Source organism: Escherichia sp. XD33, assembly GCF_019375075.1.
Lineage (GTDB): Bacteria > Pseudomonadota > Gammaproteobacteria > Enterobacterales > Enterobacteriaceae > Enterobacter > Enterobacter flexneri_A.
Genome location: NZ_JAENDM010000022.1, coordinates 24,098 through 41,036, shown reverse-complemented (window position 1 = coordinate 41,036; position 16,939 = coordinate 24,098). Strand labels below are relative to the sequence as shown.

Here is a 16,939-nt window from a genome sequence, read left to right as displayed (position 1 = left end):
TCCATGAAGGAATAAGGAGCAAAATATGACTCAGATAAAAACTTACCGTGTAGAACATGAAAAAGTCGGTGCGATGCATAAAGTCCGTATTTTCGGACGTGTTGGTGAAGTTATAAGCAATGATAGCCCTCAGGAAAGAATCTTCCGCGAAGTCACTATAGCGGAGGGTAATAGCCAGCAGGCTGCGTTACTTGTAGATAACTACATACAGTGTCTTGAGAATAATGGCTTCACGACTGAAGCATAAATGTTGAGGGCCCCCGGGCCCTCTTTCTTAAATTCTGCGTTGTGGGTTTCTCCCTGTCTTCTGCACCGCAGAAGGCATTGAGAAACTCACAATGCCAGATAAGAGAGATCATCATGACTTATGCATCCCCGGCTCTTCGTCGTAATCCACAGGAAGTATCTGAACACTTTATTAAACTCGTTCATGCTCGAATTGCTGAAGTGTCTGGCTGGAAGTATATATTCGAAAGAATACCTGCTTTCAAAGACGCTTGTGCAAAAGCCCCGAGCCAGGTTCCTTGCCCGTTTACTGGCGCAGGGAAATCGAAGTTTCGTTTCCGACAAAAAGACCTTTATACCGGATGTGCGATCCATAATGACTTTCCGGTAAATGAGTTTTGCGACGGAATTGATGTTCTGGCGAAATATTATGAATTAAGTAAAACGCAGACTTGCAAAAAGATTCTCTCAGATTTTTTCGGGATGGATCTGCATGCTCCGTTAACTGACGCCGACATTGAAAATGAACGACGCTATAAATCAGCAGTTCGTGCCACAGAAACTCTTGACCGAGAGGAAGTGGCAAAGCGAATGCGAAAACTTGATGTGATGTATCACTATACCGGTGAAATCAAGCCTAATACTCCTGTTGCTTTGTACCTCCGTAATCGTGGGATCTCCCGCTTACTGAGTCACTTACCAAAGGATTTAGGCTTTAATAACCGGATCTACTATTGGGATAAAGATAAGCAGAAATCGATTATCTATCCGGGAATGATTGCGATCTATCGTGACACCCGAGGTCGGCCTCTGACTATTCATAGAACATACGTAGACAAAAATGGTGATAAGGCACCTGTAGAAAATCCAAAGCTGATGATGAAGCCTCCTGCCGATATGACAGGTGGCTCAATTCAGTTGTTTGACCCTCACTATGATTCAGGTAGTTCGACCTGGACACTGGGAGTGGCTGAAGGGATCGAGAACGCGCTTTCTGTTGTAGAAGCGACTTCAACACCATGCTGGGCAGCCAGCTCCGCATGGTGCCTTGAAAACGTTACTGTTCCTGATTTTTTACTGCCTCCGCCGGATGTAAAATCTATAAACTTTTATATCTGGGCGGATAAGGATATTGCTAACTCACAAGGCACTCGTGCCGGTATTGAAGCTGCTCAGCGACTTCAAAGCCGCATGGTTGAGTTTTTGGCTAAACGATATCCCGCATCAAAGCTGACAATTGAAGTCTTCGAACCAGCACAAGATATTCCTGATGGGAAAAAGGGTATCGACTGGAACGATGTTCTCCAGTTAACAGGGCAGGATGGATTCCCGATTCACTGGGCTCCTGAATGTCTTAATCAGCTGTAACAACGATAACTCCCCCGCTTTTTGCGGGGGGGGTTATCTTATCAATATTATATTTTAAAATTGTATTGATAAGATAACCGCTTTCCTTCGTGATAATTACCTGCCTTTAAGGTCTTTTCACGGCTGAGATGCTTGCTCAGTTAAATAAATGTGCGGTACTACTGGCTATGGTCGGTTGTATGACATGGTTATTCCATAAACTATTAAAACCCATAACGGGAGTATTACCGTTATGGTGATGCTCGTCGTTTTACATCGGAGAGCATTTTAATGAATTTTCAAATTAACGAAGTTTTTAATAAATTTGCTGCTGTTATAAAATCGCGCATCGTCAATGAACCATCGTCATGCTATTTGCTGCATGATAATGAGATAGATATAACGATTTTGAAACATAGCATATTAGAAAATGACAGAAACCTGTTGTACGTAGTTCGTCCTTCAGGAACGTGTTTGTTGCGTTGTGACAAATATTTCTATCCGAAATATTATCTTCGTTGCCGTGGAGATTATAAGTCATTCATATATGTCCATCTTGATCTACATAGTGGTGAAGCTAAAGAAATCACATGGGAGCAAGCAGACGATATGCTGTCTAGTCCAGGAAAACCCCCATTAAAAGGGAATCTTGGACGATTTGAGTATATAAAAGTTGTGGTTGAGGACCTTCGTATTCGAGGTTACGCTGATTATCTTCCTGCGTATAATCTTGATGACCTTCGCCGTTTTGCCTTACAGGACGACCGCCCATCCCTTGTCAGATACATTGACAATGTCATGGCAACGGTCTGATTGATTGCTAATTGATTTACATATTTTCCCTGATGGCCAACCTGCATCAGGGAGGCCTCAATAACGAATGGAGGCTGTATGAAGTTAGCTACGGACCTGGTAAAAGCTATTTTGATTAGAAATGGCGTTGAACCAGTAAATATAAGCGAATCATCTAAGTTATCTTTGAAACAACCACTGACAGAACTTAAATTCAGTTTATATTTGCGAACTGAGCATTTATCTCACTTCCTACCCGGTTATGTTTATTCTATAAAAGAATGTCCACTGTCATATGACATCGGGATCGAAATTCAGAAAATCTTCGAAAGTTTACATTTGTTAAACGAAGAATTTGAATCCCTCGGTTTTGTTTCTGTATGGATAGAAATGCATCAAAGCATTTTTGAACAAAGTCGGTTTAAGAAAAGTAACTTTACTTTTCGGGAGGAAGAGGTCGAGCTTGCTAAAGGGCTTGTTTGTTCTCACAATTCACAAATAAGTAATGCGGCTTATTTCTGGCTTCAGCACTTTGAGGAGTTTATGATTTATGTTCGTAATAAGCTTATCGACCTCTTTCGAGAGGCCTATGACCTGATCCTTGGAATGCAGCAAGTATTTTTCATTCGGGAAAAGGAAGAGCTGTTGAAAACTATAAGTTATGGCGATGAGCTGTATGAGGTGAAATTCATGGCGGCTGAGCTTTACTCTATCGAACAGAACTTAAAGTGTTCTGAATCGATAAGTACAAAATCTCAAGCTTCGGCATATATTAACCGCATCCGTGAGTTTGTGCGTTCGGGGTGGAGGCAGGGCTATATAGTCTGCCATCATAAGCGAAGTAATCAAATTTCATCATTGTCATTACCGATGTACTTGAAAGATACGTCAGGCCGAAGTGCTCGAAAGCGAGTAAAACGTCTTATATCTTCTACAGTTTGTGGTAGAAATAAAGATTTAGGTCTTACAGATTTTTAATTAAATTATACCCATGTGGGGATCACACCCCATATGGGAGTGATCCCTTTTTTTATTGAGAGAGGATCACATGAAAATTATCGAAAAAATCATTAATGCCTTTTTGGTTGTTCAACATAAAAAAATACAGGTTAAAAACATTACATTTTTAGACAATGGGCAGGGCATGTTCTCTGGTATGTCTTTTGATGCTGATGTTTCACTGGAGTTTATGTATGAATCAGCAAAAGCATATAGTTCTTGTTTCTGTGATATTCCCTTTCCAGGTTTTGAAGATGCAAATCTGGAGGAAATTACGAAATTTCAATTAGATGCTTTGAAGCAAAGAAAGAATCATTCTTTCTTTGTTAACCATTTGAGGTTTCCTATAGTTTTAAGGGAAGGGTGCAAAATCGAAAGAGGAGAAGTCTATTCAATTTCGAATTGCACTTATAATAAAGAAAGATTGCAGTATCTTTTTTCTCAGGATATTTACGGTAAGTTGTATAATTCCTTAGAGAAAGAATTAAGCTCGTTTTTCTCATTTATCAATGTTGAGGTGCACGAGTTGTTAAAAGATGCTGTATGCTTTGCATTAAAAATCCTGAATAAGATATCTTTGGATACACCTGAAAGACTTATTAAAGCTTTTAATTATCGTGACTGGTATTGTAGTTACGATGTTGAGCTTTTTAGGAAAGGCTTACCTGGTCATATTCTGGAAGAGCTCATTGCTCCAGATATCTTACTTTCAGACCTTAACGGTTGTAGAAAAATACTTAGAAATGCAAAACGATTTCTAAATGGACATACACAAACCAATTGTGTTTATATTAAATATGAATGGTGGTTGGGGCCTGTTGATACCTCACACTCAGCTAAGTTGATGTCTGACAAAGAAATTAATAACCGAAGTGACTTGAAGAATTTTTCAAAGGTCTTTTTCAAAGAGTGTTTAAGTTCTGGTAAGTCGGAATATGAAAACCATCTTAGTGAAAAAGAACATGCGCTTCGCTATAATTATTAATTAAAATTATTTTCTCCCATAGGGATTTCTCCCTATGGGAGAAATCCCTCTATTAAGAGGGTATTGAAATGAATGCTATACAAAAGTTAGTTGAATCTATTCTTGTTAAAATGGGTTTTGTTGGCGCTGTAGTGGAAAATATATATTTGGATTCAAAACCATTTCGGCATATTCGATTTGTGGCTGATATTCCAGTAATATCTTTTCTACCTCATTTGGTGAAATATCTTAAGGGTGCAGACCATCTTTACAGTGGTAACGATGATTTGCATCCTCTTTTCATTTATTTTTCCGAAGCGGCTACATTAAAAGCAGGTCCTGTAAATCTCGCGAACTTTCGTTTTGAAGTTTCTATAGCTTCAACTCATTTACGACTGGTCTCAGAGCAGCCTGATTTGCTTTTCAAAGGATTTAACCGGGATAATCTAGAATACGTTTATTACCGCTCAGATTTGGCCTCTAAGGATCTTATACTAGGCCTTGTTGAACACGGTTCTCCTTTCATAAAACATCTACATGGACTTATACAAAAGCGAATTTTAAACGAGTTCTCTCTGATTTTTTCTGTTCTTGAAAAGATTTTAGAAAGCGCGAAGCCACAAATTCTTGCTTGCTTCCATAGTGTTGATTATGAAATGAACGTAAAAATAATAGCCGAAGCTATACCTGAAACTGTATCTAATCAGATAGTCACATCTGATTATATAGTTAATTCTATATCAGATGCGGACAAGTTTATAAATCATGTTCGTCGCTATTTAGCAGGCAGGGTAATGAAGAGGCGGATATACGCTGAATTAGATGTTTGTGAAGAAACATCAAGTATTTCACTAGTGAACTTAGGATGCTTTACGTCTCCTCTGCTCGTTACGGAATATCAAATGTTTAAGCCACACTCTTCAGGGTTATATCGAAAAGCTATAAACAACTCCTTAAAACAGTTCAAACCAGAAATGCATGTACCTTCTGAAGAACTCTTTTATAATTAATCTAACCCATCCGGGAACCTGCTTCCCGGTGGGAAGCACTTCCTTTTTAGTCATGAGGTAGTGTAAATGTTTAAAGAATCTGACCACGTGGAATTTGTTAGTGCCTTTCTTTATCAAAATTTAGGCCTTAATGTTTCCGCTGACGATATAACCGTTCAATTATCTGATACTTCGTTCGACAAAGTAACCTTTGATTACGATGTAGATATCGATAATTTAAATTGTATGTTGGATCTCTACATATCTGAGCTAATAAAGCACAACGCATCTTACTCCGATTCTATTCTTTTGAAACAAAAAATAATTTATTTTCTTGGAGTATTTAAGAATTTCGGATTTTTTACGTTTGATATTCGCGGATATAGTAATACTTTAAGCCCAGTTAAAGTTATTGATATTGTTTCAATGATTATTAATGACTGTGAAGAGTTATCTAAAGCTAATTCTTCTACTGATGCTATAAGAAATCTTTATCTCGATAAAATGAAGGTGGATGGGAAAGTGTTAGTTGCGAAATTTGCACTTAAACAGTTTTTTCATTCCGACTTTGGTGACTTTATCTCATTTGTCGAGAAAAGAATTACAGATTGTCTTAATGAAACTTTAAGGATTATCAAAGCTGTTGAACATGGCTTTGTACGTGTAGGGCAGCATAAGATTAATCGCCGTATTAATGATGACTTAAAGTTATGCATTGATTTCAATACTGATGATTATCCGGCAAATATGCCAGATATATATATTAAGTTTAACGATACATTTGATGGGAACGGGGCGTTATATTGTGACAATGATGCCCTCATATCCCTCTATACCGATGTTGCTTCAATTATCAATGTGCCGGTGATGATGGAAGTAAGATTGATCAATAAAAGAGGGCGTGTTGTCTGTGATTCTTCGCATTCAACTTACGTATCTCTCGAAAGTAATGACCGATACAGAGTAACTGATCGCACATTACTAATAACTGAAGCTTTTGACGATTTTCGTAACGCGTCTCAATGATCCTTTTGCTTCAGTCCAAAAAAGTAACTTTGGTTGGCTGAAGACACTTGTCTATGACAATGTAAAATCTGTCGCTGGCATCTTCTTTTAGCTTAACCAAATTTTTATCTAACCCAGTGGGGAAGTCGCTTCCCTTCTGGGGCACTTCCTCTCAAATTCGAGGTAGTGTATATGACACATTCATCTGATGATAAAAACTATGTCCGAGCAGTTCTGAGTTATCTTGGCATAGATTTTGATGAGGCGGATATAGTATTAAGTGTTTGCCATTGTCAAAGTGACGAGCTTTCTTTTACCTGTAATATCAAAGCTATTGAACTCAAGAATGTTGTTGATTTATATGTCGATAGTATCTCTGAGAATGAAATAGAAGCTTTAAACAGAGAATCTTTAAAATCGCGACTCTGTTACTTTCTTGAGGTGTTTGACGCAGTCTCTGGTCAGTACCTTGAAATTTCAGGAAAACACTTTGCAACTAGTCGTTTTGAATATGATGATGTTTGTAGTGAAGTTCTTAGCATGTCTAATGATGTTTCTCAGTCGAAAGGTTATGACCGGGATGAATATAACAGACTGATGCAGGTTGATGGTCAGGTTATGATTGCCCGTTTTGCTTTGCAACAGTTCTGGGATACTCATTTTATTGGACTAATAACATTTGTATCTGAGTCTATAACATCGAGCCTCTATAAAGCTTATGAAACTTTTAGTGATATTAGTTTGGCTTGCTATAAACTGAGTGAATATTCTTATTCACGCTCTATCAACAGTGAATTGACCCTTAATATTTCACTTAAAGAAAATGACTTCTGTGAGGACCTATCTGATTGCTATATGGAAGATGAGGCTTTACCTTCTGGTAGGGTAATTTCTCGACGCAACAATGACTCCATAATAAGTATTTATGAGAGCTATGCTGCGGCTTCTTATATTCCGATGATTGCATCTTTGGAAGTCGTTGATGAATACGGCGAAGTGGTTACTGACCTCTGCCATACCGTTTATGTTTCAGAGTTAACCGGTGGGCGGATTAAAATCCACGACCGTAATGACTTAGTATCTGAAGTTTTCGATAACCTAAGAAATTTAAATCTTGCAGTTGGAGATTCAGTTTCACAAGCTGCTTGATTCTTTCCCTGATTTTGATTTTTTCTCACATACTCTTATGGCACGGTTTCCGTGCCTTTTTTTTGCCTCGCTTACAAGCGTCTACTCCTCTTCTACCTATCCCACCTTACATCACCACTTAAAATCTATCTTTCTAATTCCATTATCCTTTTCGTAGCCTCTAATGCTCTGGTATGAACATACTCTTTAAACTCAAAAAAGTGCTATTAACGAAAAAAAATCCCTAAAGAGATTTGTATACTGTTCTCAACCAAGGAGAGCTCATGAATGAACTAAAATCCAAAAACGAGAACAGTACCAAAAGCAACTTTCCCCCGGTTGATAATCAGTTTTGCTTTTACCATGTTGATTTCAGCATAGAACGACTACTTTCTACGGCCGAGGATCTCCAGCTTGAGTACATCTTCCAGAAACCTGGAAGTGAAGTAAGAAAGGATTTGGTTGAGCGATTCGAACGTGGAGAGCGCTTTGTTACAGCTTCACACTGTGACAATTTCTGTGAAATCCTTGGTTGTCAAGGCCATCAGGAAAATGCATAAACCCATAAACCTACATTTCCACTTTTAAGGATGTTCACTAAAGAATGATTGGAGAAAGTATTTTTGACTGGGTAATTTACGGAATATCCATTTTGATATTTGCCTCAGCACTAATTGAAGGAAAGACAACTCGCTACCCAGCACTTTTTTTCTATGGGAGTTTAATTTTAATGTTAATCCTGATAGTTGCTGGAGGCCTTAACTGGTGGTTCTACAGGTCAAAATATGGCGCAGTAATCGTTATCTTCACAGTGGTTTCTTTACTGATGACTCGATTCCGCCTGGTCATATATAAATTAAGATTAAGAAAGTTAGTTTCAGAGATCAGATTTCGTATAAAAACGGGTTTTCGTATAATTCTTGTTTTGTCGGATAATGAGGATGAGCGTAATGTTCTGCTGTCTATGCTTAGCAACGTATTGCCAGAGCAAACGCTTATTCACACGCGTGATGCTCTCGGACCTCATTCAGGGCCTATCCTAAAAGCTCTTGAGCTACATCATCAACAGGGAACAGGTTACATACTCGTCTGTGAACAACAAATCTCAGCGCGTACGTGGTTGAGTATCGTAGAAAATGGGAAACCTGATACATCTATAGCTGTTAATTTTCATTCGATCCCAGAAATGGAGTGATTTTTCAATGAGTAGAACCGTTTCACAAAGTGTCACAGAAGATTGTCTTTTTGATACCCGCACACAAGTCAGATTACAACTAAGTCGAAGCGTTCATAAAACGCTGGCATCTGCTAAAGAAATTTTACAGGGAAGGGGGGTTGATTCGGTCTCTATTGAAGATCTTGTGCGAGCCTGTCTTGAAGAGAACCAGCCAATTGATCTCGCCTCACTTTACCTTGAAAATCTCTTAAAACAGAAAGGTACCAGCATTTGCGATTTTTAGTGTTTTCAAACCTATTAGATAAAATGCCGGTTGTGTTTATATAACATCAATAATTTCATGCAACAGGTAAAACATGAGTACTCAAAAGCAACTTTCCAGAACAACCGGCACTGAACGTATGTTTAAGGAAGAGCTGGCGTTATCCTTAATTTGTTGGGTTTTCACCAGTCCATTTACCAACTGGACCGATAAAGTCTTCAGTGGTATTGAAGTTCCGTCTGAAGGACCGTCAACATTACTGGGTGAGGCTGAAAAATTCTTTCGTTTTGTCGTTAATGAAGAAGGCTACGACGCAGGAAGGGCTGCTCTTGGTCTTGACCTATGTTGTTTTTCACTTCCGTCGTGTTTGTTCCCGGACGCTGCCCTGTCTGAGGAAGAGGTTATGAGTAAGTTAACCGGAGAAGTTATCCATGGGATTCTTCTTTCCTTACCTGAATTTATTGATATGCCAGAAGTGCTCGCTTACCAGGTCAGGGATGAAATTCTTGCTTTTAACACTCGCTGTGGAGACGGGATCTTTCATGGTTGGAACACGGCTTCAGAATTGTGGAAGTTTGAAATCTTTCCCCGCACCACCATCATGATGCAGCATACTTCGGCAATACATTAAAATTAGGCGGGGCAGAATGCATAAAAAACTTTTTCTTCTCGAATGGAAACCCTGTCAGAGCCGCGTATGGGCCGGTTGGATGGCCCTGTGGTTGACTATCAGTTTTCTGATGTTATCTGCCTTGCTTATGACAGATCATCTCCTGAACAAAGTCATCCTGCCGCCAACATGGTTGTTGATCTGGTTTTCGCCAATGCTGGGGTTTTTGATAAAAGTTCGCGTCGTCGAAACTCAACATTTCCTGGAGCATGACCTCTGTGTTGCAGGTTTCTCTTTTTACCGCTGGAAGAGGTTAGTTTCTCCCGGGCTTTGGTCAGTTGACTGTATAAATGGTCGTTTTCGCCTCAATCGGATCACCCAGGTGGGTAAGACTATCCACTATCCATGGCGTCTCCATTATCATCCTTTGTTCATGAGCCCTATCGAACATAAATCGCATGCTGTGAAAGCTGTTTCAAAATGACTTCTTTAGAGGTTTACATGACATTTATGTTCTGCAAGGTCAGCCAGGGCAGCAAAATTGATTTGAAATAACATGAGCCTGGAGAAACGTATGAGTTATGACGATTTGCCCTATTTTCGTGACCAGATTCTGGAACGTATCGACTCGCTTAAGTGTTTTCTTTCGAACACCCCCCCGCTGATGGCAAACCTGATGACTGTCTCCACCGTATCTCGAACAGAAGAGCGACTGAAGCAGGTTAAACCCATCAGGGTTAGTGTTAAAGACGATGCTTCGGTTGAGGAAATTATTCAGGCACTTACTGACATCTGTGTGGATGACATAGAGTCATTAAGTCATGATTCCACCAAAGTGACCACTAAATACCCGGGTCTTATCATTGTCCCAGAAAGAGCAGATCTTCTCGAAAGCTTGATCACATCTATAAATGAAGCAAAAAATGATTTTGCTGCGGCAATGAGGCGTATCGATAATAAAAAGAATGTCCGTTTTGATAAAGTGCACAAGAAGCTCCCGGGCCTTGTCGCTATGCACTCAACAAGAAATGTCCTTTTCATCAAGTCCCAGCTTAAAAAAGTTACTTTTTCATGGCGGCTAAACCGAAACCAGGAAGTTAAAACAGCAGAGCAACTTGTGAGTTTGTTGGAGCGCAGGAGAGCCTCAGAAGTAAAAAATGTAGCAACTACCAATTTGAATGTCGTGTCTAATATCGATAAGGCTTTACACCGTCTTGAATTTCACCCACTGAAGCAGGGCGAATCTTATCGCCTTTGTCGAACTAACTCTTTCCCTGTTCCGATTGCTCACATTTTTGCATTTAGGCCTGAAGGGCAGGAACGAAACGGGAATAAATATGCTGAGACTGATTATTCAGTAGTAAAAGCATCCTTGCCCATTTTCGCAGCAGGCAACATACCTCAATTAAAAACGCTCTCTGACTGGGCTCCTGAAAACAGCCAGGGCCCGTCCAACCAACGGAAGCTGAGCCTGAAATATACAGAACTCGTGCCGGGGGCTGAGCTGGGCATTTTCATTGTCAGCCCCGAAAATTAAGGAACAACAATGCAATGGATTTCCACAGCCAGCCAGAAAATCGATGAGCGTCTCTATCGTGTCTGCGTCTGGGTAAAAAAATATCACGCTGATGCGATTAACCGCGTTGTGCTTACCGTTGATCTAAGTAAAGCCCGACATGACCCTGACGAGGACCAGGTAAGAGCAGAGCTGCTGTGCGGCCATTATTTTTTGCTTCGTAAGGAAAACGCTTCGAACTCTGCGCCTGACGATCAAAAGTTTGCTTTCCTGCCTGACGGGCGCAATCTGTGTTGGCAGACCGCAACCCCGGTGCTTCAGCATCTCCTGCTCAATAAAAACGTTCCTGAGTCGCTGAGGTTGCTTACGGACTACATACATATGCGTCTGGCCAGGCTGACAATGGTACCAATGTCCGGAACCATCATGAACGAGGCTCTGCTGGACAGCATCAGCTGGGTTAAGGTGGATTTGACCTACTTCTGGCAGTACGAACAGCTCAGCTCTCATCTGGGACCCATCCAGATAACCCACAAGGCACTAGTACGCTTCGGGCATCTGGCAAAGAATGATGAAAACTCCAGTGCCATAAGAATCCTGCGTCAGCGTCTGTCTTCAGAATTCTTACAAGAATTTCAGATGGCTGAGGATGAGCTAAAGCGCAAACAGTCGTTGATGGGCACCATGGACGTGAAAATGCTGTTTCATGCTCATTACCCCAGCCAGAAGATGCTGGTGGCTCGATATAAAAATGGTTGGGTAATGGTGGATTGTTTTCTGTTTCATCATACCAAACCTAAGAAAAAAGCAAAAAACAAAACTACTGTGGCTAAGCCTCAACTTAAAGAGACTAAAAGAGAAGGGAGTGAAAATGGAACTGGGCATTATGGTGTGCATCGTGTTGTTACTCTCCGTGGCGGCGGCGTGGATCAGTAATAAGACAGTTGATTTGCTCGAAAGATTCTATTTCAAGCGTCCGCTGAGCATGGAGTACGCGGCATGGCTACGTGTAATGTGTGCAGGCTTGTTATTGGTTTTTATTCAGGTTGCTCCACAATTTACACTTCTGTATACCCTTAAACTTGTCACGCTTATTAATCTTGGAATCCAGACAATGAAATTAAATGGCGTGTACAAATATAAAAGAACGGGAATTTTGCCTCCGGGAGGGGCACTCTCTAATCTCACCAGACTTAACCCGTTCAAGAAAAAATAAAGTTATGCGCCCGTGAGGGCGCTATTCATCAAAGGCATTTCGCATAAGCTTGATCATTGCTTTTTTACCAGCTTCAATATTACGAATGTAGCGCATAACCATTTCTTCATTCGACCAGTTCCCCATTTCCATAATCTGTGGTAGCGAGTAACCTTCAATATTTAGCTGTATCGCTCCGCCTACACGAACGCTGTGCCCTGTCCAGTAACGAGTTTTAGTCTCATTTGGATAAAGCTCATTCCACATCTCTTTAAATGCTCGTAAAAGGGAATTTTTGCTGAGCATACCGGCATCGTCCACAGTGTCTTCTTCATCTTCATCGTTCAGAAGACTTTGCTTAGCACGATAGGGTAGGTTATGCCTTTTAAGAAGTTCAGATAGCTCATTCCCCTTACTCCGAAGCTTCCAGCCGGGTGGCATATAGCCTGTATCATGGAAATTTACGGCCTGGAAAAGGAATTCATCCGGATGACTGTGCTGATCCATTTTCACGAGGTTCATCAATCTCAAGAGGCAGTTAGTTAACTGACGTGTCAGCCGGTAGGTAAGAAGTGTACTAATGTTCGTTTTTGTACGGTATACCGTCAGGTTAAATTCACCGGTCATACTATCCAGAGACAGATCTTTCAGACGTATACGTCGAATTTCGGATGAACGGAGCAGTGTTTCAAAGCCTGTCCAGATCAGGCACAGGTCACGAAGTTTACGAACTGAGTTTGTAGTACTGCGTAACTTTATCAGAGCCTTGAGATCGCCAATAAGAAAGGGAGTTGCCTGTTTAGTCGTCTTTCGCTTCCGGGCTTCCGATTGTTTTAAGGCTTCCAGCATGTACCATGCTTCAGACGTAATAATCCCGGGCAGGTTAAGCCCTTTTTTATGGATACTATTTAAGGCCTGAAGACAGCTGTTTATGCTGCTTCGTGACAATTTGCCTTCAAGATGCCCCATAAACGCAAGCAGAGCGTCCTCAGACACGGGGAGCGAACTTACTGGCCAGTCTGTATGCAACCGGGCATTCGCCAGATACCATTCGTTCCATACTCGTAGCCAGTGCAGATAGGTTTTAGCAGTGTTGTATCTCAGATGGGAAAAGTAACGGATCAAGCGTGAAAGCTGTTTATCATGGTTGCCGAACGTTTCCAGCTGCTGATGCAATTCGCTTTCCGAAAACTGTCTGATCACTGATTGATTCTTCATCCTGCTCACCGGGATACACTGGTTTTAATTACAGGTCATTTTAGCACTCATGTACCTGGTTATGAACAGGGTGGAAACAACGAAAAAGGTTGTGAAATCGTTAGGCTTAAGTGAAAAATGATATTAAGATTATCCCTGGCCAGTTGAGGCCTGTCTAAAGAAGGTTGATTATGTCTGACACAAAGCAGTCTTATTTAATGAAATTCCGTAAGTGTAGTTCGTTCGAAACGCTCGAAAAAGTATTTGAAAGGTTATGTGAAAAAAACTCGGGTGTCGCCTCTCTTGAAATTTCTGGTGCTTATGATCATCGTAAAGCCGAACTGACAATGAAAAAGTTATATGACAAAGTTCCTGCGAGTGTGTGGACCTTTGTTCGCGAGTAATTATTAATATTGGCACAACAAAAAGACTGTGCCTAGATTTGAAAATAGTTTATGCCCCTTTCGGGGCTAAAGGCATTGTAATAGCCTGTCTTTTAAAGTTGTTTATTAAGTTCGGAGAAAAACTTTAATCATAAGCCAAGCCCACTGCTAAATACATCCGATATTCTCCTTCATTTTATTAGAAGTGATAAAAGTTACTTTACCTAAACTTCTCTCTCAATATTTGTAAGGCTCTCATTTGATTTTTGTCAAACATTAATCTGGAAGACGGAAAAATCATTTCTTTTAATACGTTTTACAGAAATCCTCCTCCGTTATTTCGGATATAGTTTGAATCATTATCAAAAACGGGGTGCAGCCATGCGTAAGAGTTATACATTTGGTATTCCATTTGGACTCCAGCGAGAATCAGGACTCTTTTTAGATATTACAGAGGTCAGCCGGGGTATTGACTGTAACTGCATCTGCCCCGCTTGCAAAACTGATCTGTTAGCAAAGCAGGGGGAGGTCAAGCTTTGGCATTTCTCACACAGTACAGCTGTAGCCGGTGACTGTGATGGTCTGATGGAAGCCATCCGGGGAAAGATTATTGAAGTCATCAACGAGCACCAGGTTCTTGGTTTCCCAAATCTTCTCGCTGGCGACGATGGTGGGCCGGTTTCACTGAATGAGGTTAGTGGAAGCGGCAGTATGTTCGGAGGCACAGCTGATCTGTTCGTAAAGGTTAATGATTTATGTGTGGCCGTCTTTCTGGACAGGGATCGCAGCATTTCAGAGAAGTTAACCTTTGACCATCTTCATCCTTCCGAAAGAGTTGCCGCATTGCGTATCGATCTTCCTGATATTGAATATGAAATCAGTCAGGTGCAGCTCGGGCGACGTAAAACAACATACAGTGAGTGCATTGAAAGCCTGATCATTGATGAGACCAGTTCCCGGGAATGGCTATATCATCCATTAATGCATGAACTTGAATCTGAACCTCTTCAGGAGTATCGGGGACGGGAGCCTTCAGAGGAAGGGCCTCTTCTTCAGCGCCTTGCTGACTGTAAGATGAAATTGCCTGATATCCTTCCGGGCAGTCATAACGCGCTAGTCAGGTTACAGCAGGATACGATTGTATGTCTGTGTCGGTTAACGGTTCGGGCTTATGACATCGCTCAGACCGATGAATTTCCTTTGTTCCTTCGCTATTTCAGGTTGCACTGCCTGGAAAACAGCGAACATGTCAGTTACGAAAGACTGATCTGCTGGCAGGAAATGATTTCAAAAACCCAGGAAGGCCAGTCCTTGACACAAAACGAACTTGAATATCTTCATGAGATTGTCCGCATCGCCTTTTACAATCACCGGCTTAACAATGTCAGTATTTCAGATGTTAAAAACCATGACACTGGAAAGAAGAGCGGCAGGGTAGAGTCACAAAATTATTCACTTTTATAAATAACTTGGGCTTTGCGCATTAAACCCTTGCCGCAGGCGGTGTACCGCATATCCGGCACAGACAGTCAGTTTTTTCTGGCAGCTTAAATTTGACACTGCTTAATATAGTGATTCATTAAACAGGTTCAGTATGCTGCCAGAACGTTTTAGTCGTAATGGGCGTCCGTTAGTTTTCAACTAACTGAACGACGACCAGCCTGCCGCCTTCCTCCTTTGACAGAACAAACTGAGCGTTATTCGTCAGTTCAATTTTTTCCCCAATGGCAATCTGTCGTTTATCCGGTAATGACATAAGCCCATTTATGCCTTCATTTACTAACCACCACTGATCGTTATGGAAAACAAAATACCCAACTCGTTTCCTTTGTGCATCGGTTGTGCGCTCATTTGGCGCAATGAGGCGATTCACATGCCACGCATAGATTGACTGCCCGCTCCACACCATCAACCGGTGGTCGTCAGGACGATAACTGCCTTCCTTTCGGGATGAATATAAATTTAGAACCGGTAATTTACCCTTGTATGGCGTACCGCAGTAGGGACAAACCGGCTTTGTCTTACCTGAGAAAACGTACCATTTCTGTTCACACGCCTTGTTCTGGCAGGGCTGTATCAGATCGACTGTTTTAACCAGGGCACTTTCCCACTCATCGGCGGTCGGGCGTTTATTGGCATCGTGTAAGCCATCAATAAAGGCGCGTTCAAACAAAGGCGTCAAATAAGGGCCCATGATGGTGTAAGGAATTTTCTCCGGGTCAGCCCAGGGCAGTGAAAAGGAGGATAGCTGACTGACTTTGACTGCATTGCTTTTGTCTGTCGGATGTTCAATGAAGAGTGCCTTCTCACCCATAGATAAGGTCTCATCACGTACTTCATCCGACATGTCATGTATTTTTCCGCCACGTAGCGGATGACGGAAGAACAGATACATGTAGATAAGCACCGACAGCGCATGACGGTCAGTAGAAATGCTTGGCAATACGCGGTTCGGATCCTCTTTGGAAAGATGGCTGGTTTTCACCACTTCCGGAGCGATAAAATCCGGGGTGCCCACGACGTCGGGAGGATACTTTCCAGGGACAACCAGGCCGTCTACGTCAATGATGCAGGCATGTCCCATTTCTGGATCGATAAGCACGTTTTTATAGCTTAGATCGCTGTGACAGAGACCTGCCGCATGCATCCTTCTGACGGCTCTTGTTAGCAGCAGACAGACCTTGAGATAGGTAAGCGTATTGCCTCGTTCACGTGGGTCGAGAAATTTATTCTGGTTGCTGGCGCTGGCAAACCATTTGCCTTCCTTTTCACGGCCTTTTATGCCAAGAAAATCATCGTTTTTAGAGCCGTATTTAAAGAAAAAGTAGCTTTTGTAGGTTGGAACCACGATGCCGATTTTATCCCCATGCTCAACAACGTGGGTCGGCCAGCAAAACAGGTCCTTCCAGTATTCACCTCCGGACTGGCCAAAAATGTTTTGCCTGTAGCGTCCGGTGATCATATCAATCCGATCCCGGGCCTGCTCGTTCTGCGGTTTATGATAAAAAGCGACGACGTATGATTTATCAGGCGAGAAGTAAACATCCTTCATCGAGCCCGAACCAATTACCTCGTCAACATACTGGACTGTTTCGCCGTCCTTTGTTTTGCACGTAACAATATTTGCCATATTGATCACCGAAGAAGCGT

General features: G+C 41.5%; 20 protein-coding genes. 18 read left to right on the top strand and 2 right to left on the bottom strand.

Translation table 11 applies throughout. The features are described from left to right. The first annotated feature begins 25 nt into the window (after window positions 1-25). From K0778_RS14425 to K0778_RS14350, 16 genes are all read left to right on the top strand, one after another. A complete protein-coding gene (locus tag K0778_RS14425; protein WP_042634307.1) occupies window positions 26-247 on the top strand; it encodes a hypothetical protein in 222 nt (73 codons plus the stop codon). 113 nt (window positions 248-360) lie between these two features. Then, window positions 361-1,593, top strand: a complete 1,233-nt coding sequence (locus K0778_RS14420) for a toprim domain-containing protein (RefSeq protein WP_000220381.1) — start codon at window positions 361-363, stop codon at window positions 1,591-1,593. Window positions 1,594-1,863: 270 nt separating this feature from the next. Further along, on the top strand, window positions 1,864-2,385 hold the full coding sequence (locus tag K0778_RS14415; protein ID WP_001010933.1) for a hypothetical protein: 522 nt from the start codon (window positions 1,864-1,866) through the stop codon (window positions 2,383-2,385). Window positions 2,386-2,463: 78 nt separating this feature from the next. After that, the gene (locus K0778_RS14410) at window positions 2,464-3,342 is read left to right on the top strand and encodes a hypothetical protein (protein ID WP_000762004.1); all 879 of its coding nucleotides are present in this window, start codon (window positions 2,464-2,466) and stop codon (window positions 3,340-3,342) included. Window positions 3,343-3,412: 70 nt separating this feature from the next. Next, entirely contained in the window at window positions 3,413-4,348 is a 936-nt protein-coding gene (locus tag K0778_RS14405) for a hypothetical protein (RefSeq protein WP_000691118.1), read from the top strand. Between the two features lie 68 nt (window positions 4,349-4,416). Continuing rightward, complete coding sequence (locus K0778_RS14400) at window positions 4,417-5,337, top strand: hypothetical protein (protein ID WP_000991699.1); 921 nt, start codon at window positions 4,417-4,419, stop codon at window positions 5,335-5,337. 66 nt (window positions 5,338-5,403) lie between these two features. After that, window positions 5,404-6,342: a hypothetical protein gene (locus K0778_RS14395; RefSeq protein WP_000472043.1), complete on the top strand. Its 939-nt coding sequence runs from the start codon at window positions 5,404-5,406 to the stop codon at window positions 6,340-6,342. Window positions 6,343-6,513: 171 nt separating this feature from the next. Beyond that, window positions 6,514-7,470, top strand: a complete 957-nt coding sequence (locus K0778_RS14390) for a hypothetical protein (protein ID WP_046788424.1) — start codon at window positions 6,514-6,516, stop codon at window positions 7,468-7,470. 263 nt (window positions 7,471-7,733) lie between these two features. Beyond that, window positions 7,734-8,009 (top strand): hypothetical protein, encoded by a 276-nt coding sequence (locus K0778_RS14385; RefSeq protein WP_001004201.1) that lies wholly within the window; start codon window positions 7,734-7,736, stop codon window positions 8,007-8,009. 44 nt (window positions 8,010-8,053) lie between these two features. Continuing rightward, window positions 8,054-8,644, top strand: coding sequence for a hypothetical protein (locus K0778_RS14380; RefSeq protein WP_000578892.1), 591 nt, complete (start codon window positions 8,054-8,056; stop codon window positions 8,642-8,644). 7 nt (window positions 8,645-8,651) lie between these two features. Then, window positions 8,652-8,909, top strand: a complete 258-nt coding sequence (locus K0778_RS14375) for a hypothetical protein (protein WP_001371933.1) — start codon at window positions 8,652-8,654, stop codon at window positions 8,907-8,909. A 73-nt stretch (window positions 8,910-8,982) separates the two neighbouring features. Next, window positions 8,983-9,519: a hypothetical protein gene (locus tag K0778_RS14370; RefSeq protein WP_000107168.1), complete on the top strand. Its 537-nt coding sequence runs from the start codon at window positions 8,983-8,985 to the stop codon at window positions 9,517-9,519. A gap of 16 nt (window positions 9,520-9,535) precedes the next feature. Next, a complete protein-coding gene (locus tag K0778_RS14365) occupies window positions 9,536-9,982 on the top strand; it encodes a hypothetical protein (RefSeq protein ID WP_000549069.1) in 447 nt (148 codons plus the stop codon). A 90-nt stretch (window positions 9,983-10,072) separates the two neighbouring features. Then, window positions 10,073-11,035 carry a DNA replication terminus site-binding protein gene (locus tag K0778_RS14360; RefSeq protein ID WP_000119427.1) on the top strand — a complete coding sequence of 321 codons (963 nt, stop codon included), beginning with the start codon at window positions 10,073-10,075 and terminating at the stop codon, window positions 11,033-11,035. Between the two features lie 9 nt (window positions 11,036-11,044). After that, entirely contained in the window at window positions 11,045-11,950 is a 906-nt protein-coding gene (locus tag K0778_RS14355; RefSeq protein WP_001198594.1) for a hypothetical protein, read from the top strand. Continuing rightward, window positions 11,886-12,230, top strand: coding sequence for a hypothetical protein (locus K0778_RS14350; RefSeq protein ID WP_001805195.1), 345 nt, complete (start codon window positions 11,886-11,888; stop codon window positions 12,228-12,230). Before K0778_RS14355 ends, K0778_RS14350 begins: the two co-directional genes overlap by 65 nt. A 21-nt stretch (window positions 12,231-12,251) precedes the next feature. Here the strand turns inward: K0778_RS14350 and K0778_RS14345 are convergent, their stop codons facing one another. Continuing rightward, window positions 12,252-13,427: a tyrosine-type recombinase/integrase gene (locus K0778_RS14345; RefSeq protein ID WP_000795947.1), complete on the bottom strand. Its 1,176-nt coding sequence runs from the start codon at window positions 13,425-13,427 to the stop codon at window positions 12,252-12,254. A gap of 170 nt (window positions 13,428-13,597) precedes the next feature. On the opposite strand from K0778_RS14345, the gene K0778_RS14340 reads away from it, so the two are divergent. Beyond that, the gene (locus tag K0778_RS14340; protein WP_001285422.1) at window positions 13,598-13,810 is read left to right on the top strand and encodes an Hha/YmoA family nucleoid-associated regulatory protein; all 213 of its coding nucleotides are present in this window, start codon (window positions 13,598-13,600) and stop codon (window positions 13,808-13,810) included. Window positions 13,811-14,170: 360 nt separating this feature from the next. Further along, entirely contained in the window at window positions 14,171-15,253 is a 1,083-nt protein-coding gene (locus K0778_RS14335; protein ID WP_001232449.1) for a hypothetical protein, read from the top strand. 166 nt (window positions 15,254-15,419) lie between these two features. Here K0778_RS14335 and K0778_RS14330 read toward each other — a convergent pair whose 3' ends face one another. Next, window positions 15,420-16,919, bottom strand: coding sequence for a helix-hairpin-helix domain-containing protein (locus tag K0778_RS14330; RefSeq protein ID WP_001284313.1), 1,500 nt, complete (start codon window positions 16,917-16,919; stop codon window positions 15,420-15,422). Window positions 16,920-16,939 lie beyond the last annotated feature (20 nt).